The 17,346-nt window shown below is 63.3% G+C and carries 13 protein-coding genes; 10 read left to right on the top strand and 3 right to left on the bottom strand.

Features of this window, described 5'->3' with window-relative positions:
- The first annotated feature begins 176 nt into the window (after positions 1 to 176).
- Positions 177 to 1,364 carry a serine hydrolase domain-containing protein gene (locus QZV93_RS08955; RefSeq protein WP_295557747.1) on the top strand — a complete coding sequence of 396 codons (1,188 nt, stop codon included), beginning with the start codon at positions 177 to 179 and terminating at the stop codon, positions 1,362 to 1,364.
- Between the two features lie 3 nt (positions 1,365 to 1,367).
- On the opposite strand, the gene QZV93_RS08950 is transcribed toward QZV93_RS08955, so the two are convergent.
- Entirely contained in the window at positions 1,368 to 2,171 is an 804-nt protein-coding gene (locus QZV93_RS08950; RefSeq protein ID WP_295557746.1) for a quinoprotein dehydrogenase-associated SoxYZ-like carrier, read from the bottom strand.
- 82 nt (positions 2,172 to 2,253) lie between these two features.
- Here QZV93_RS08950 and QZV93_RS08945 point away from each other — a divergent pair, with 82 nt between their 5' ends.
- The 8 genes from QZV93_RS08945 to QZV93_RS08910 all read left to right on the top strand — a co-directional run bounded on the left by QZV93_RS08945 (position 2,254) and on the right by QZV93_RS08910 (position 12,272).
- Positions 2,254 to 3,357 (top strand): formylglycine-generating enzyme family protein, encoded by a 1,104-nt coding sequence (locus tag QZV93_RS08945; protein WP_295557744.1) that lies wholly within the window; start codon positions 2,254 to 2,256, stop codon positions 3,355 to 3,357.
- 408 nt (positions 3,358 to 3,765) lie between these two features.
- The gene (locus QZV93_RS08940; protein ID WP_295557742.1) at positions 3,766 to 5,646 is read left to right on the top strand and encodes a PQQ-dependent dehydrogenase, methanol/ethanol family; all 1,881 of its coding nucleotides are present in this window, start codon (positions 3,766 to 3,768) and stop codon (positions 5,644 to 5,646) included.
- A gap of 182 nt (positions 5,647 to 5,828) precedes the next feature.
- Positions 5,829 to 7,673: a quinoprotein dehydrogenase-associated putative ABC transporter substrate-binding protein gene (locus QZV93_RS08935; protein ID WP_295557741.1), complete on the top strand. Its 1,845-nt coding sequence runs from the start codon at positions 5,829 to 5,831 to the stop codon at positions 7,671 to 7,673.
- 137 nt (positions 7,674 to 7,810) lie between these two features.
- Positions 7,811 to 8,398, top strand: coding sequence for a cytochrome c (locus tag QZV93_RS08930; protein WP_295557740.1), 588 nt, complete (start codon positions 7,811 to 7,813; stop codon positions 8,396 to 8,398).
- A gap of 1 nt (position 8,399) precedes the next feature.
- Positions 8,400 to 9,665, top strand: coding sequence for an ABC transporter substrate-binding protein (locus QZV93_RS08925; RefSeq protein WP_295557738.1), 1,266 nt, complete (start codon positions 8,400 to 8,402; stop codon positions 9,663 to 9,665).
- A gap of 27 nt (positions 9,666 to 9,692) precedes the next feature.
- Positions 9,693 to 10,667, top strand: coding sequence for a PQQ-dependent catabolism-associated beta-propeller protein (locus tag QZV93_RS08920; RefSeq protein WP_295557736.1), 975 nt, complete (start codon positions 9,693 to 9,695; stop codon positions 10,665 to 10,667).
- Positions 10,668 to 10,671: 4 nt separating this feature from the next.
- Complete coding sequence (locus QZV93_RS08915; RefSeq protein WP_295557735.1) at positions 10,672 to 11,130, top strand: hypothetical protein; 459 nt, start codon at positions 10,672 to 10,674, stop codon at positions 11,128 to 11,130.
- A gap of 17 nt (positions 11,131 to 11,147) precedes the next feature.
- On the top strand, positions 11,148 to 12,272 hold the full coding sequence (locus tag QZV93_RS08910) for a WD40 repeat domain-containing protein (protein ID WP_295557733.1): 1,125 nt from the start codon (positions 11,148 to 11,150) through the stop codon (positions 12,270 to 12,272).
- Positions 12,273 to 12,290: 18 nt separating this feature from the next.
- On the opposite strand, the gene QZV93_RS08905 is transcribed toward QZV93_RS08910, so the two are convergent.
- Positions 12,291 to 13,721: an ATP-binding protein gene (locus QZV93_RS08905; protein WP_295557731.1), complete on the bottom strand. Its 1,431-nt coding sequence runs from the start codon at positions 13,719 to 13,721 to the stop codon at positions 12,291 to 12,293.
- Between the two features lie 74 nt (positions 13,722 to 13,795).
- Positions 13,796 to 14,311, bottom strand: coding sequence for a DUF3617 family protein (locus tag QZV93_RS08900; protein WP_295557730.1), 516 nt, complete (start codon positions 14,309 to 14,311; stop codon positions 13,796 to 13,798).
- A gap of 461 nt (positions 14,312 to 14,772) precedes the next feature.
- Here QZV93_RS08900 and QZV93_RS08895 point away from each other — a divergent pair, with 461 nt between their 5' ends.
- Positions 14,773 to 17,283: a TonB-dependent receptor gene (locus QZV93_RS08895; protein ID WP_295557728.1), complete on the top strand. Its 2,511-nt coding sequence runs from the start codon at positions 14,773 to 14,775 to the stop codon at positions 17,281 to 17,283.
- The last annotated feature ends 63 nt before the right edge of the window (positions 17,284 to 17,346 follow it).

Here is a 17,346-nt window from a genome sequence, read left to right as displayed (position 1 = left end):
TGAAGGAGAAGCTCGGCGTCGAGCGAACGGCCGATCTGATCCGCCTTTCCGTCCAGCGCAGAATGTAGCCCGCCCATCTGGGCCGCCGCCGGTTCCCCGGCTGCTTCGCAACGATGGCTTGTTCAGCGGTCGCGGAATTTCTATGCTCGCTGCCGTTGGTCGAAACGTCGAACGGCATGACAGCAATTTCAAGATTGCGTGCCCGTGCGGCACGATGCCTGCCGCTCGGCGCCGCGCTCGCGCTGGGTCTTGTGGTGCTTGCGCCTGCCCACGCCGCGAACTGGTCGGACCAGAAGGCCGCGAGGGCCGACGCGCAGATCGCGCATTTTCTGGAGCTCATCGATCGAGAGGCTCCGGAGCTGCCGAAGGCGTCCCTTGTTTATGGGGTGGCGACCGAGAGCGGGCTTATTGCCTCGAAGGGCTATCGCGAGGCCGCACCGGGCGTCCCGGCGACGATCCACACGGTCTATCATGTGGGCTCTCTCGCAAAGCAGTTCACGGCTGCGGCCATGCTGCACATGATTGGCCATCGTGCCGCTTTGCGCGACGGAACGCCGTTCGACCTCGATCTGTCGCTCTCGCGCATCTTTTCCGACGTCGGGCACTGGCCGGGCATGGGCTCCGCTGCGCACGAGCAGCCGGTCACGCTGCGAAGCCTCCTCACCATGACCTCGAACCTTCCGAATTTCACGCGCCTTCCGCCGGCGTCGACCGACCCGTGGGGGCGGATCGCGGCCTCGGACCTTCTTTCGGAGATCAAGAGGCTCAAGCCGTCGGGCTGGCCCAATACGTTCGAGTATTCGAATACGAGCTATTTTCTTCTCGCCGAAGCCATGGAGGAAGCAGTGCCCTTCGGCGAAAGCGCACCCAAGTCTCACAGGAGATACCTGAGCGAGGCGATCTTTCCGCAAGCCGGCCTCAAAGAGACGGCATTTGTGGGAGAGCTGGTCCCTGGCGCGATCGAGGCGACCGCAATTCATAGGAGCCGCCCTGTCTTCGATCAGCCCGACTGGTTGAAAGGAAGCGCCGACATCACGAGTTCGATCGCGGATCTCGCGACATGGAATGGCGCGCTGATGGGCGGAAGGATCCTGCCGCCCGATCTTCTCGGCCTGATGTTCTCCGACGGCGCCCGCGTAACGCCCGACATTTATTACGGCATGGGGTGGTTCATCGAGCACGCGGACGCGACGGACCTCTATAGCCACTCGGGCCACGTGCCCGGCTTCACGTCCTACAACCTCATTGCCGCCAGCACGACGACGCCGCACTGGCTCTCGGTGTCGCTGCTCGTCAACACGGACGTCGCGGAGGGCATGGACATTCTCGCGCGCGACTTGTTACGTCTCGCCCGCGAGCAATGATCGTCATGAGCCGCCGTCGGAACGGTCGGTAAAGGTGGCGCCTTCCGTGTCGCGGGCGGTGACTTCGATCGAGTCCCCCGATGCGGTGGAGCCGTAGCTGAATCGTAGGTTCGGGTTCTCGGAGATCGAAATGCCGCCTTCCATTCGCAGCAACAGCGTACCGCCGTTCTTGATTTCGAGATCGTTGACGAACCGCGCTGGGACATAGCCGCGCGAGATCGGATCCATCTGCAGGCCCGTGAAGTTGGGATGCTTGATCATCACCTGGGTCTCGCGCCATGCGTCGCCGCGAACCGGCTCGGTCATGGTCTTGATGCTCATCTTGCCCATGCTGGCGAGGGCCGCCTCCATGTCCTTGGAAGGCGTTGCCGAGCAGCCGCCCGCGCCGGCGACGAAGCGCGTCACCATGTGCAACGTGCCGTCCGCCGTCTCGGCGATGGCGCGTACACGCGAGAACGAGTCGACCCGGATGCGCGTCGCCAACTGGCGTTCGCCGACATCCCGTCCGTTGCGAAAGGCATCGCCGAACTTGAACACGGCAGCAACCGGCGCCGGATTGCGTTCGACAAGGAGAGTCACCGCGACGATCGAGCGGGACGTGGCTTCGGGAAAGCGCAAGCTGACCGGGACCAGCGCTGCGTCCTCCGCATTCTCGGGTGCATAGAGCGTAACCGTCCCGTCGTTTTCGACGATGGCACGATCGCCGAACAGCTCCTGGCGGAGATCGGGCCATAAATCGGGGTCGGCGGCGAGGGCGTGCGAGCAGACAAAAAACGAGGCAAGTGCGAGCAAGAAGCGACGGTCCATTGGCTGTCCTCCTCAGGCGAGCATGCGCTTGAAAATATGAACACTATAACATAGGACTCGCGCCTTCGCAGGGAGCGTTCGCATGCAGGGCACCAGGAAGATTTCCCAATTGGCGTTCTTTTCCGCCATGTCGCCTCTGCTGTTGTGGGCCGTCCCGTTGCACGCCGCAGACCGCGCGGGCGATGTGGCGTCGGCCAAGGATGGAGCAGCGCTCGAGGCCATACTCTCGAGCGACCCGCAAGCGAAGGATCTCGTGGCCGCGCGCGCGAACGAGCTTCACCTTGCCTTGGTGTCTGTTCGTGCGGGGCTAGCCGGCCAGGAGAAAACGGAGCTGCGCGTGACGGGCGGCGCCAAGCCGTTCCGGGACTGCGCAGACATATGCCCGGCGATGGTCGCGGTTCCTCAGGCCCCGAAGGGGTTCAAGATCGGTTCACCGGAATCCGAGCCTGATCACGCGGACGATGAGAAACAGGCCGAAGTATCGGTGCCGGCGTTCGCCATTGCCGCAACGGTGACGACGGTCGCCGAGTATAAGGCCTGCGTCGAGGCCGGTGGATGCAAGCCGCCCGAGTGGCTGGAGCCCGGCGGACAGCACAATATCGAGACCGGAGCGAGCCGATACTACCGCAATCTCGGTGAGAATCTCACCGCTCCGGGGCAGCCGATCGTCGGCGTCAGCTTCGACGACGCGACGTCGTATGCGGCCTGGCTGAGCCGGAAAACCGGACATGCCTATCGACTTCCCTCGGAAGCGGAATGGGAATTTGCGGCCCGTGCCGGAACGATAACGGCGTATTGGTGGGGTGATGCGATGCCGGCCGACGGCATCGTGCGCGCCGCCTGTGCCGGTTGCGGGAGTGAGTGGGACAGTAAGGCGCCCGCGCCCGCCGCGGCCTTTGCCCCCAATCCCTGGGGGCTGTTCAATGTGCACGGCAACGTATGGGAATGGACTGCCGACTTCTATTGCGACGACTACGCGTCGGGACCGAAGGATGGCCGCCCGCGCCTGACGGACGATTGCGCACCCGTTGGCGATCGCCCGCCGGCGCATGGCGTCAGGAGCCTACGCGGCGGCTCGGCATTCTTTCCCGCCAAGGTGATGCGCTCCGCCATGCGGGCGCGCAACGTGCCCGATTTCCGAAATTTTAGTGTCGGTTTTCGCATTGCACGCGATCTCGCGCCGTGACGACGTCCGCGCAGTCGTCGCTTTTCAACTATCCGTGATGGGGAATTTTTCACAGTGCGAATGGGACGTTTCCCCCTCGATGTTCTGGTATAACGTCCCTACGGTGCACCCTGCTGACGATCACGTCCGCGTGCTTAACGATCGAACCGGTCGTCATGCGTTCTTGTTTGTCGGCGCTTGTTTCTTGAAAGCTAGGGAGCAGAACGAGCGATCCGTCTGTGGATTTTTTCCTGCGGCACCGCAGACACAGCCGATGGACCCCACACAAGAGTCCCGATCGTATCGCTAAGCGACAAATCGCGCGTGACGGACCCGTTCGAGGCTTCTTGCTGGGCCTTTCGAGCGGCCGGGTGCGGCTTGCCTGGTTCCTCAAGTCTGCAAGCCTCGCAGCTAGGAGAGGAGACCGAAATGACCAACAAACTTGGCTTGCTCACGGGCGGCCTCATGTTGGCGATGCTGGGGCTTTCCGCCCCCGCCTTCGCGAACGATGAGGTCGATAAGCGCGCGGCCGACCCCAATCAGTGGGGCGCACCGGGGCGCGACAATCATCTAACCCGCCACTCGCCGCTCAAGGACATCAACGCCGACAACGTCAAGAACCTGCAGATGGTCTGGTCGCAGTCGACCGGAGCGCTGCGTGGCCACGAAGGCCAGCCGGTCTTCGTCGAGGACGTTGGCGGCAAACCCATGCTGTTCTTCGTCTCGGGCTGCCCGAACATGGCCCAGTGCAACATCGCGCAGGGTCTCGATCTCTCGGACCCCGATCACCCGAAGCAGATCTGGAACTACGTCAAGACCACCGACCGTGATGAATCGGCCGTGCCGCGCGCCTGCTGCGACACCGTCAACCGCGGTCCCGCATACGCCGACGGCAAGCTCTACTACGGCACGCTCGACGGCTTCCTGATCGCTCTCGACGCCGCGACCGGCAAAGAGGCGTGGGTTGTGAAGCACGCCTGGCCCGAGAAGGGCGAGACGAGCACCTCGGCTCCGCTCATCGCCGGCGACTACGTGATCCTCGGCTTCGGCGGCGACGAGTTCGCGGCCCGCGGCCGCGTCACCGCCTACAACCTGAAGGACGGCAAGAAGGTCTGGGAGTGCCACTCGACGGGCTCCGACAAGGACGTCTGCCTCACGCCCGAGACCAACAAGGCCAATCCGCACTACGGCACGGCCGGTAAGGATCTCGGCATCCACACGCACGTCGGCGACGATTACAAGATCGGCGGCGGCGCAGCGTGGGCGTGGTTCAGCTACGACTCCGACCTGAAGATCGTCTACTATTCGACCGGCAACCCGGGCCTCTGGAGCCCCGCGTATCGCTGCTCGAAGAAGACGCACGAAGAGTGCAACACGGGCGAGTTCGACAACAAGTGGTCGATGACCATTTTCGCCCGCAAGGTGGACACCGGCGAGGCCGTCTGGGCCTACCAGATGACGCCCTTCGACCAGTGGGACTATGACGGCGTCAACGAGAACATTCTCGTCGACATGGACGTGGACGGCAAAGCCCGCAAGGCCCTCGTTCACTTCGACCGCAACGGCTTCGCTTATGTTCTCGATCGTCAGGACGGCACGCTTCTGCGCGCCCACAAGTACGTGACGACGGATTGGGCCGAGAAGGTCGATCTCAAGACGGGTCGTCCGGTGAAGGTGCGCGAGCACTCGCCGCTCGAGCGCGGTCGCAACGTCTCGGCCTGCCCGTCAGCAATGGGCGGCAAGGACCAGCAGCCTTGCGCAGTCGATCCAGCCGAGCCGAACAAGTTCTATTGCCCCACCAACAACTGGTGCATGGAGCTTGAGCCTCAGGAGCGCACGCACACGCAACAGGGCACGGTCTACGTGTTCGCCAACGTGTACATGTATCCCGAGAAGCCCGGCACAACCGGTAAGGTCAAGAAGTTCGACGTGCTGACCGGCGAGGCGGATTGGGAGATCCCCGATCCCTATCCGAACTGGGGCGGCACCATGGTGACCGACGGCGGCCTCGTGTTCTACGGCTCGCTCGGCGGTGACTTCCGCGCCGTCGACCGCAAGTCGGGTAAGGTGCTCTGGAGCCGCAAGCTCGCCTCCGGCATCATCGGTAACCCGATCACCTACAAGGTGAAGGACAAGCAGTACGTTTCAATCCTCGCCGGCATCGGCGGCTGGATCGGCGTACCCGTCACCGCTGGCCTCGATCTCAACGACAAGTTCGGTGCGATCGGCGCCACGGCGATGACGAAGGCAGCCAACCTCGACAAGATCCCGCAGGCTGGCACGCTCTTCACCTTCCGGGTCTACGAGTGATCTCGTCACTGAAGTGAAGGAACGCCCGGTGCCTCGCGGCACCGGGCGTTTTTGCCGTGACGGAACGGGAAAGCTGCCTCGGGATCAACGGAACTTGATCGAGTTCGCGGGGATTGTCGGCTTGTCCCTTCGTCTAGTAACGATATAGAGTTACATGAAGAATTCACATGCATGAGACGCGCGTGACTGCTTTGTCATTCTCATTGCCAACCGTTAGCGTGCTGGCACCCATCCTGTCCGCGGCCGCCATGCTTCTCGGCGTAGGATCGGCCATGGCGGCGGATCCTGGATTCCGCGCCAACAAGGAGTTCGACGAGCTTACGGCGGCTGAGAAGACGGCCGCCAAGATGGCCGGCAAGAAGGCGTTCGAGACCAAGAGCCTCGGACCTCTGCGCGTATGCGGCGATCCCGGCAACATGCCGTTGTCGTCCATCGACGGACAAGGCTTTCAGAACAAGATCGCGGCCGTGCTGGCCCGCTCCATGGGGTCTCAGGTCATCAACTTCTGGCGCCCCTACCTCGAGCGTGGCATCACGCGCCAGACGTTCGAGACCAATGATTGCGACGTGCTTGTCGATATGCCGAGCGTGTACGCGGGCGTGCTGACCACCAACCCGGTCTACCGAACGACCTATGTCCTGGCATGGCGCAACGACCGCGGACTCGACATCTCGGGCCTCGACGATCCGAAGCTCAAGCAGCTGAAGATCGGGGTCTATCAGACCTCGGCCATCCGCGAGGTGCTGAAGCGACGCGGCGTGAGCACCAACGTGGTCGTCCATACCGTCAGCCACAACGGCGATCTCCTGCCCGAGCAGCAGCCGACCTATCAGGTGCAGGAGGTGATCGAAGGCAAGCTGGACGTGGCCGCCGTGTGGGGACCTTTCGCGGGCTGGTTCCGCACCATCAAAAACGAGCCGCTCTCGGTGCTGCCCGTCAATCTCATGGAAGACGAGGTGCCCCTGGAGTTCGACCTTTCGCTCGGCGTGCGCCCCACCAACGTCGTGCTCAAGTTCGCGCTCGACTACGCGCTCGAGGCGAACCGCACCGAAATCGAGAAGATCCTGCGCGATTACGGCGTGCCGCTGGTCAAATGCAGCAAATGCGTGGTGCCAGGCGATCTGCCGTCTCACGGCTCGTATACGAAGCCGTTCGAGATCAGCCAGGGGCCGAAGGTCGAGGCATCGCCCGATCAGCTCGTCACGCGCGCGCGGCTCGAGGCGTGGCTGGCAGAAGGTGCGGACGTTCAGTCCGAGCTCGCCAACGCGGTGCTGGCGTCGGACGCAGACCGCATCCGCTTCCTGGTGGAGAAGGGCGCCGACGTCAACAAGCACGATGCGCAGGGTTACGCCGCACTCCAGGCAGCAGCGCGCAACCGCAACGAGAAGATCATTCCGCTGCTTGTTTCCCTCAAGGCGAATGTCAACGGGCGTGACAAGGACGGGTTCACGGCGCTCATCCACGCGGCCGAGCGCAACCACGTCCCCTCCATCCGTGCGCTGGTTGCCGCTGGCGCCGATCTTGAGGAATCGATCGATGGCGGTTTCGGTCCGCTGTCGCTCGCGATCGAAAGCGGCAAGTATCTCGCCGCCAAAGCGCTGATCGAGCTCGGCGCCAACGTCAACGTCGCCGCAGGAACGGAGAAGGTGACTCCGCTCATGGTCGCGGCGAGCCAGATGGCGGTTGGAGAGGCGGCCAAGGAGATCGAGCGGCGCCAAGGTCTGCGCTCGACCGACATCGCGACCGCGCTCGTCGAGCGCGGGGCCAACGTGAACGCCTCCAACGCGCATCGCGTGACGGCGCTCATGATCGCGTCCGCGCGTGGCAACATTCCCATGCTCGGCCTGCTGCTCGAGGCCGGCGCGGATCCCAATCTCAAATCGGACGCCGGCAAGACAGCCATCGACATCGCGCGCGAGAACCTCAACGAGGACGCCGCAAAGTCGATCGCGCTCTTCCAGTCGACGATCTCCGAGCGCTCGCGACAGCACGGCAGTGGGGAAACTGGTGGAAAGGAAAAGTTATGAGCGGCGGACGCCGGAGTAACGGCGCGCCACAGACGAATCTCTGCAAGCACAGGGGGAGAGACGGACGGTGGGTGCCTCGCTGCCGTTCGCACGGAAATCGGGAGGCGAAACTTGCAATGACACGAGGAAATCTAAACGTGAAAAGCCAATTCGTAAGGCTGCTGCTTGCAGCAGCGCTCTCGACCGGAGCGTTCGTCGGTGCCGTCGGTGCCGCAGACGAGCCGGCACCCGCAGAGAAATCGGAGCCCGCCGCGGCCGAAAAGAAGGCCGACGGGGCACCGGAAGCGGCTCCTGCTGCTCCTGCCGCTGATGCGGCGGCGGGTGGCGCGCCCATGAAACCCATCGATCGCGTCGAGAAAACGGAGAAGGGCAAGCTTAAGAATCCCTTCGACTACAAAGATCCGAAAATCGCCGAGGAAGGTCACAAGATCTACATGGGCCTCTCCTGCAACGGGTGCCACGGCGGAGGCGGTGGTGGCGGCATGTGCCCGCCGCTCACCAACGAGACCTGGGTCTATGGCGGTGACGACGACACGCTGTTCCGCCTAATCACGCTCGGTAGCCAGGAGCTGCAGAAGCACGGCTACGCCCGCAAGGGCCAGGAAGGCGTCGTCGGTCCCATGCCGCCCTATCGCGATCTGATCGACGACGAGACCAAGCTCTGGAAGGCCATCGCCTGGATCCGCACGGTCTGGAAAGGCCGCGAAGAGAAGAAGGTGTGGTGAGATGAAAAGACAGCGGCTGCTCGTCCTGGCTAAGTCTGTTAAGTCCGGCTCGGCGGCCGCTCTCGTGCTCCTCGGGGGATGGTTGGCGGTGGCACCGCCCGCCGTCGCCATCCCCGAAGCGCCCGCGGAGGCGGCGCCCGGTGCGCTCGTGACGAAGGTGCTTTATGTCGCCAAGCGCTACCCGGAGCCGGCCCCGCTGTCGCTCCTCGACAAGGTGCTAACAGACGAGGGCATCCAAGGCGCGCGTCTCGCCATCAAAGAAAACAACATGACGGGCCGGCTCGTCGAGCAGCATTTCGAGCTGGTCGAGGTGGTGGCGAAGGAGACCGAGGATATCGTGCCCATGGTCAAGGCTCAGCTCGCGAGCGGGCAGGGCCTCATCGTCGCCGATCTCGAGCCGTCGGACCTGCTGGCGGTCGCGGATTTGCCCGAGGCGAAGGGCGCCGTCATCTTCAACGTGCGCTCGAGCAGCGACGAGCTGCGCCAACAGGATTGCCGGCTCAACGTCTTTCACGTCATTCCCAATTGGGCCATGCGGGCCGACGCGCTCGCGCAGTATCTCTCTTGGAAAAAGTGGCGCAGATGGTTCGTGGTGTACGGCACGACGCCGGGTGACAAAGAATATCTCGCGGCCATCCGCCGGGCGGCGCAGAAATTCGGCGCCAAGATCGTGCTCGAGCGCGAGTACGAGTTCGATGCGGGATCGCGGCGTACCGACTCCGGCCATCAGCAGATCCAGACTCAGATGCCGCTGTTGACTCAGGGCGCGCCGGACTACGACGTGATCTTCGTTTCGGATGTGGGCGAGGCATTCGGAGACTATCTGCTGTTTCGCACCTATGAGCCGAGGCCGGTTGTCGGCTCGCAGGGGCTGCAGGCCGTCGCGTGGCATCGCTCGTTCGAGCAGTACGCCGGCACCCAGCTCCAGAACAGGTTCGAAAAGCAAGCCAAACGCTTCATGACCGAGCGGGATTTCACGAGTTGGCTCGGCGTGCGCGTCGTCGGCGAGGCGGTGACCAGGACCGGCAAGAACAAGCCGAACGAGATCAATGCCTACATCCTGTCCAAGGATTTCGAGGTCGCGGGATTCAAGGGAGTTGGCCTGACGTTCAGGACCTGGGACCACCAGATGCGCCAGCCGATCTTGCTATCGGGCCCGCGCACGCTGGTCTCGATTTCCCCGCAGGACGGCTTTCTGCACCAGAAGTTTCTCACCGACACCATGGGCTTCGATGAGCCTGAAACGAAGTGCCGGTTCAACAAATAAAAACATCGCTCTAGGAGAGGACGACCCATGATGCGCTTTTCTGCGGCAGCCGTACTCGCGGCGGCTGTTGCTTCTTTCGACGTGCAAGTTGCGGAAGCGGCGACGATCTTCGTCTCCAACGAAAAGGACAACACCGTCACCGTGATCGACAGCGAGACGCTCAAAATCGTCAAGACGATCCCGACCGGAGCTCGGCCGCGCGGCATGGCGTTGACGCCGGACTTCAAGGAGCTTCTCGTCTGCGTCGGCGACGACAACCGGCTGGACGTCGTCGATACCGAGACGCTGGAGGTGGTGCGCACGCTGGAATCCGGCCCCGATCCCGAGCTGCTCGACGTCGATCCCAAGGGCGAGCGGATCTACATCGCCAATGAGGACGAGGGATACGTGACGGTGCTCGAGCGGGTCAGCGGCAAGGTGCTGGCCGAGATCCCGGTCGGCGTCGAGCCCGAGGGCATGGCGGTTTCCCCCGACAACAAGTTCACCGTCGCCACGTCCGAACAGACCAGCATGGCGCATTTCATCGACAATGAGACTTTCAAGGTGACGGCCAACGTGCTGGTCGACACGCGCCCGCGCGTTGCCGAGTTCACGCGCGACGGCAAGCTGGTGTGGGTTTCGGCTGAGATCGGCGGCACGGTGGCGGTGATCGATCCCGTCTCGCGCAAGATCATCAAGAAATTCGGCTTCGAGATTCCGGGCGTCAGGCGCGAGCTGATCCAGCCCATGGGTATCCGCTTCACGAAGGACGGCAAGACGGCGTTCGTCGCGCTCAGCACGGCCAACCGTGTGGCTGTCGTCGACGTCGCCAGCTACGCGATCAAGGATTACATCCTCGTCGGGCAGCGGCCGTGGCACATGGCGCTCTCTCCGGACGGCGCCAAGCTCTACGTGGCCAACGGGCTCACCAACGACATGACGATCGTCGACGTGGCGACGCTGAAGCCGGAAAAATCGGTGCCCGTCGGACGGTTGCCGTGGGGCGTCCTCGTGAAGCCGTAACGCCATGGCACACGCGCGCTCCGCCATTGGCAGATGCCTGGCCATCCTGACAGCGATGCTGTTGATCGCGGCGGTCATGGACGCGGCAACGATCGGCATCGCCGCAAGTGCAGACGCAAAGTGGCCGGCCGACGACGTGCTTCGCTCCGGAATGGCCGCCATCCGCAAAGCGACGCTCGACAGCCACACCCTCGTGACGCACCGCCGTATGCCGCCCGCAAGCGCGCGCAGCTTCGCGGAGCGGATCCGCAAGGAGGCTGATCGCATCGAGGCCGACGCTGCGGTGCCGCTCACGGCGAAACCCGATCTCAAGACGCTTCTCGCGGACATTGTCGCGGGTGCCGAGGCGGTCGCCGGCCGCGGTGGGGAGCTGACGCCCATCGATGGCATCATCCAGATCGACACGGCGCTCGCCCGCTACCCGGAGCGCTTCGATGATCCGACGTGGCAGCCCTTGAGGTGAGCACAATGGAGTGCCGCATGGTGACGAGACGCATTCGAGCTACAAGCCAAGCCTTTTTTCTCCTGGCCGCGCTGGGCGTGGCGCTGGGGGGCGTGGAAAATCCAGCGCGCGCGGAGCCGGCGTCGCTCGTGCACGCGACGTTGCGTGGTCATACGTCGGACCTGACCGTCGCGCACTTCAGTCCGGACGGCAGCCGGGTCGCGACAGCTGCCAACGACCGCACCGTCCGCATATGGGATGCGACGACAGGCGCCGAGCTTCTGTCGATCGACGGGTTCAGCGAAGGCGTATGGCGAGTGGCGTTCAGCCCCGACGGCAAATTGATTGCCACCGCCACGCGCGACGGCTCCGCGAAGCTGTGGAACGCCGAGACCGGCGCTCATGTGGCTGACTTCGTCGGACATCAGGCCATGATCGAGGAGATCGCTTTCGACGCCACCGGCAGCCGCATCGTCACCGCCTCGCACGACAAGACCGCCGTCGTGTGGGACACCAAGGGCGCAAAAATCGCTACCCTCTCGGCCCACGACGAATGGGTGACGGGTGCCACCTTCAGCCCCGACGGCAAGACGATCCTCACGTCGTCGAGCGACAACAAAGCGCGCGTGTTCGACGCCGCGAGCGGCGCGGTTTTGCTCACCCTGAGCGGGCATGCAAGCATGATCGCCATGGCCCGGTTCAGCCCCGACGGCACCCGCATCGTCACGGCCTCGAGCGATAAATCCGCAAAGATCTGGGACGCCAAGACTGGGGCTCTCTTGCTGGAATTGACCGGGCCGACCCGCGGCGTCCGATGCGCTGACTTCAGCCCGGACGGGAGCCGGGTTGCGATCGGCTCGGCCGACAAGATGGCGCGTGTCTTCGATGCAAAGACCGGGGAGTTGCTGGCGACCATGTCGGGCGCCCACCGCCGGCTGATCAGCAGCGTGCAATTCGACAAGGATGGCGGCAAGCTGGTCACGGCCGCGCACGACAATCGCGCCGCCCTTTGGGACGTCCGCAGCGGCACGCTGATCGCCGCCCTCGAAGGGCACGAGAAAGCGGTCGAGATGGCGGAATTCAGTCCCGATGGAAAGAAGATCCTGACGGCATCGCTCGATGGAACCGCAAAGATCTGGAATGTTCCGGAAAAGGCGCCGTGATGTAGCAGCGCCCCTCGATCAGCTCGCCGCAGTAGTCCCGTCGCTCATGCTGTCCCTCGAATGGGGAATTGTCGCCGCGAGAACGGCACCGCTCGGGGTAACGGGGCTGATCTTGACCGAGCCGCCGAATTCATGGACGCGCTCGCGCATGCTGGAGAGCCCGTAGCCGAACTGGTCCATTTCCCCGATGCCGCGACCGTCGTCCGTGACACGGACTTCGATGGCCGGCTGTCCTCCGGACTGCGTTTCCTGGAATTCGATGGTGATGCTGTGTGCGCGGCCATGACGGATGGCATTCGTCACCCCTTCCTGAACGCAACGATAGAGCGTGAGGTCGATACCTTCGCCGAAAGTCGCCGGCAATCCGTCGATGATGAGATGGAACACGATGCCGTTGTGCCGCCGTTCGAATGTTGCGACGAGCTCCGAAATCAGGTCCGAGATCGTGCGGCGGCCGAGCGCGATCGGACGCAGCCGGTTGAGCAGGCCGCGGTTCAGGCTCTTGAGATGGTTCGACACCTGCACGATCTCGTCGACGCAGGACAGGATGGGCGCCGCCTGCGCCGCGGGAAGAGACTTCGCGTGATGGGCGACGGCAGACGTCCCCGCCATGATGGCGAACAGGCAAGGACCGAACTCGTCGTGCAGATCACGGGAGATCTCGCGCCGCTCCTCCTCTTGAACGACAATGAGCTGCCGATAGAGGCGGCTGTTCTCGGCATTGGCTTGCCCCAAAGCTGCAGCGAGCTCGTTGAATGCGGCGGCAATCGGTTCGAGCTCGCGGATATGCGGAATGTCGAGCCGGAAGCCGAAATGACCGACCTCGAGCTCGCGCATTCCGCTTCCCAATCGCGCCAGCGGGTTGAGAACGAGACCGAGAATGAAATAGAGGCCGGTCATCATCAGGCCGATGGCGCCGAGCCAAAGCAGCGCCAGGAGCTTCAACAGCTCCCAGGCTTCGGCGATCTCGTCATCGGGGACGCCGCTGATCAGGACGGACCCGGTGAGCCGTCCGCCTGGAGCGATATCGACGATGCGGGATTCGATGTCCGGCTGCACGAGATCAACGAACCATTTCGGCGCGCGCGCTTCGAGCACCTCGGGCTTTGCCGTATGATGGTGAGCGGGCTCGACGGCATTTCCGTTCGCATCGCGGACCGTGACAGACACGTGCCGAATGTTCGCCATCTCGATATCGAGCGCGTTGGCGAACTCCTGAAGCTGGTTTTCCCCTTCGACCTGCCGCACCTTCGAAGCGATATGATTGGCCCATAGCTCGATGTTCGCCTGCGTTTCGATGTCGGCCCGGCTTCGGGCATCGACAACGGCGAACACGCCGCTGAGCACGCTCGCGAGCAGCGCCACGATCGAAATCGTAATCAGGATCTGCCAGCGAAACGGAAGCTGGTTCCATCGCGTGCTGAGCTTCGAGCGCAGTTCGGCCGGCATCCTCTCGGATGCGTCTTCAGGCCTGGGCGGCGCGCTCGCCTTGCGCAAGGGGGGCAGCACAAAGGACCGCTATTTTATTGCACGAGGATCGTGGCGCCATCGGCGCCCTTGGCCTCGCCGCCGGCCAGATCGCCACAGCTCTCGCCGAGATATTTGCCCTTCTGGATGATGGTCCGTTTGACGCTGACCGTCTGTTGATTGTGCTCGCCCGACGTGGTGCTTTCGATCTTCACTTCGAATGTCTTCTCGAAATCTCCGCTCATTTCGGTGCGGCTTGCAACGTGACGGCTGGCGAACTGGCATGCCATGTCCACGACCGTGCTCTCGCCCTGACGGCTGATGCTGTACTTCGAGCACTGCTTGGTGTGCTCGTCTGCGCTGGCTGCAGCCGTCGTTCGCTCCATGTCCGCGTCAATGCACATGGTCAGCGTCTGGTCTTTTGGACCGAGCCCCTCGTCCATGGTCGTCGAAAGCTCCCAAAGTCCGGCCTTGCGCAGCGGCAAGGACGGATCAGCGGCCTGGGCGACAGCGCCGAGGAGCAAGCAGAGGCCGGCGGTGAGTGCAATGACGCGACGTGAGGAGGCGGGCATCGGGGTGTCCCATTCAATGTTATATCGTTGCTTATGAGCCGCCGACTTTACCCGCCGGCTCGCCCACTGCAAGACGTTCCCGGATGGAGAGGACTCACAACTTTGCGAGCGCTCCCGAAGACGAACGGCCCCTATGCCCCGCAGTGGTCGGCGCAGGGGGATCAGTAGAAATACGGAAGTATAGATGCAGTACGTAAAGTAGAAAAATTCCTGGAATTACAGGAACATTGCCATGTTCGGCACCCTAAATCAGATGCGCGTCTGCCACAGCAAAATAAAATCAAGTCACCCGGACAGTATCGGGAAGTAGTGCCATTCCCTTCGCCGTCCCTCTCCGACCATAGGTCGTTCGGGATCAGGAAACATACCGGCGGCAAGCCATCACCGGTGGATGTCCTACGGCAGCGTGACCAGGGGAGTGGGGAATGCCAATCAGCCGAACTCAAATCGGAAAAATATTGATGATGGCGGGCGCGAGCTGCCTCGTCTCGGGCGCGGCGCTTGCGCAGAAGGCGGCCGAGCCGGCCGGCCAAGGTTTGCCGGAAGTCCAGGTCATTCAGAAGAAGGCGCCGGCCGCGACCAAGAAGTCCGCCCCCGCCGCAAAGAAGGCGGCGCCCGCCCCCGCCGTCGAGCCCGTTGCGGAAGAGGCTCCGGTTGAGCAGAACTCACCCTATGGAGCCGCCAACAGCGCCGGCGCAAGGGCGCGTGCTGAGAATTCCCCGACGTCTCCGATCAATCCGTCGAACATCCTGCCCGGCAACCTTGAGCAGTTCTCGTCTGCGGCCTCGCGCGTCGATACGCAGCAGATCGACGAGTTCCAGCCGCGGCAGATCAACGACGTGTTCACGCGCGTGCCGGGCGTCAACGTCATCAACGACGACGGCTTCGGACGCCACGGCGGCATCGGCGTGCGCGGCTCGCCGCCGCGCCGTGGCCGCAAGGTTCTGCACCTGGAGGACGGACAGCCGATCAACATGAGCGTCTGGATCGATCCGTCGGTGCACTATGTGCCTCCGATCGATCGTCTCGAGAGCATCGAGGTGCTGCGCGGCACCGTGATCAATCACGGCCCGCTCAACAACCACGGCATCGTCAACTTCCGCAACCTGTCGCCCTTCGGCCCCGATGAGACGGTGATCGGCGCCTCCATCGGCTTCACCGAGGACGGCGACAAGGGCGTCTCCAACACGCGCCACGTGCACACGCGCCAGGGGATCGGCAACGTCGGCGTCGTGTTCTCCTACAGCGGTGCGGAAGCGGACGGCGCCTGGGATCTGGAGCGACTGCGCTACAACGATTTCTACGGCGCCATCGGCCTCAAGGGCGTGAACTCGGATGTCACGTTCTCGGCCGTGCACTTCCGCCAACGTGACAACTACGACGAGGCCAACCTCGAGGGCGACGAGGACGACGGCCCCGGCAATGCCGAGCGCCTCTTCTTCGAGACCGGGCATTTGAAGTCGCTAGTCAACCCCGGCGCGCGGTTCAACACCTACAACGCCGACGTGACCAGGCTGCAGCTCGTTCACAACTACTACCTCGACGACACGACGACGATCACGTCGCGGCTCTATGGCTTCCACCATCGCCGCGACCGCTATCAGAACTTCGATGGCGAGGATCCGAGCGAGGAGGATGACGGCTTCGCCGCGGAAATCGACGGTGACGACGTATTCGTGCCGGAAGGCGTGATGCTTGGCCGTCTCAGGACCTATCGCCAGTTCGGTGCCGAGACACGGGCTGAGCTCGCCGACCGGCCGTTCATCGGCGGTCTGCGCCAAGACATTCAGGTCGGCATCCGTTACGAGTACAATGACTTCACCAACAAGAACTTCTTCGGCCGTCAGGGCCAGATCCTGGAAGATGGTGACGAGAGCGGAACCACCGTGTTCGATACCGACACGGATGCGAATGCCTTCTCGACATTCCTGCAATCGACCATCCACCTGACGAACACCTTCAACGTCACGCCGGGCCTGCGGCTCGAGCATTATCGCGTGTCGCGTTTGACCCGCGCCGCGACGGAGGAAGAAGGCGAGGGCGAAGATCTGGAGAACGATCCGGATTGCAACATCATCGACCCGAGCGTCGACGACTGCGTCGAGATCGAAGGCTATAGCGGTGACCGCACAACGGATTCGTTCGACACGACGAACGTTCTGCCGGGCATTTCCTTCGCCTACACCGGCCTCTACAAGTCGACCGTTTATGGCGGCTATAACCGCGGTCTCACCACCCATGTCCTGCGTGAAGCCATTGCCGGTTTCCCGCCTGAGGACGAGATCGGCGACAACTTCCAGATCGGGTTGCGCTCGACGGCGATCCGCGGCGTGACCTTCGATATCGCCGCGTTCCACAGCTTGATCGAGAACTATCAGGTCAAGGGAGCGGGCACGGACGCCGCGGGCAACAACGTCTATCACACGATGGATGAGGTCGAGATCAATGGCTTTGAGGTGTACGGCCGCCTCGACAGCCAGCCCTTCACCCGCAGCCCCTTCAATGTTTTCTTCGAGGGTACGTACACGCTCTCGGACGCAAAGATCAAAAAGGGCTCGCTCTTTGAATGCGACGAGGATGCCGGTCTCGATTGCGACGATCCGGCCAACTTCGAGCAGGAAGTCGTCAACGGCAACAGGCTTCCCGAGGTCTACCGCCACTTCGCTCACCTGACCGTCGGCATCGAGCATGCGGCTGGCTGGGATGCGAGCGTGTCGTGGACGTATCGCGGCGGCTTCTTCACGGACGAGGGCAACACGCCTTATGGCGGCGACCCCGAGGGCGAGGATGGCTTCGTGCCGGACGTCTGGCTGCTGTCGGCGCGCGCGAACTGGAAGATCGCCGGGACCGGTGCCAGCGTCTTTGTGGCCGGCGACAACCTGCTCGATGAGCTTTACATCGCCGATCGCGAGGACGGCATCAAAGCCGGCCAGGGGCGGACGATCTGGACCGGATTTAAGTACAAGTTCTGATCTTTCCGGCAGCTTCTCCCAAAGTTGCAAATGAGGCGCGGCGCTCCGTTCGGGGCGCCGCGT

Source organism: uncultured Hyphomicrobium sp. (assembly GCF_902826555.1).
Lineage (GTDB): Bacteria > Pseudomonadota > Alphaproteobacteria > Rhizobiales > Hyphomicrobiaceae > Hyphomicrobium_C.
The sequence above is the reverse complement of the archived record's forward strand: the minus strand, read 5'-3'. Positions and strand labels throughout refer to the sequence as shown.

What these genes read in the sequence shown, in the direction of transcription:
- QZV93_RS08905 (WP_295557731.1), bottom strand. Translation starts at nt 13,721, where the DNA reads ATGCCGGCCGAACTGCGCTCGAAGCTCAGCACGCGATGGAACCAGCTT.
- QZV93_RS08925 (WP_295557738.1), top strand. Translation starts at nt 8,400, where the DNA reads ATGAAAAGACAGCGGCTGCTCGTCCTGGCTAAGTCTGTTAAGTCCGGC.
- QZV93_RS08910 (WP_295557733.1), top strand. Translation starts at nt 11,148, where the DNA reads ATGGTGACGAGACGCATTCGAGCTACAAGCCAAGCCTTTTTTCTCCTG.
- QZV93_RS08955 (WP_295557747.1), top strand. Translation starts at nt 177, where the DNA reads ATGACAGCAATTTCAAGATTGCGTGCCCGTGCGGCACGATGCCTGCCG.
- QZV93_RS08895 (WP_295557728.1), top strand. Translation starts at nt 14,773, where the DNA reads ATGATGGCGGGCGCGAGCTGCCTCGTCTCGGGCGCGGCGCTTGCGCAG.
- QZV93_RS08900 (WP_295557730.1), bottom strand. Translation starts at nt 14,311, where the DNA reads ATGCCCGCCTCCTCACGTCGCGTCATTGCACTCACCGCCGGCCTCTGC.
- QZV93_RS08950 (WP_295557746.1), bottom strand. Translation starts at nt 2,171, where the DNA reads ATGGACCGTCGCTTCTTGCTCGCACTTGCCTCGTTTTTTGTCTGCTCG.
- QZV93_RS08920 (WP_295557736.1), top strand. Translation starts at nt 9,693, where the DNA reads ATGATGCGCTTTTCTGCGGCAGCCGTACTCGCGGCGGCTGTTGCTTCT.
- QZV93_RS08915 (WP_295557735.1), top strand. Translation starts at nt 10,672, where the DNA reads ATGGCACACGCGCGCTCCGCCATTGGCAGATGCCTGGCCATCCTGACA.
- QZV93_RS08945 (WP_295557744.1), top strand. Translation starts at nt 2,254, where the DNA reads ATGCAGGGCACCAGGAAGATTTCCCAATTGGCGTTCTTTTCCGCCATG.
- QZV93_RS08940 (WP_295557742.1), top strand. Translation starts at nt 3,766, where the DNA reads ATGACCAACAAACTTGGCTTGCTCACGGGCGGCCTCATGTTGGCGATG.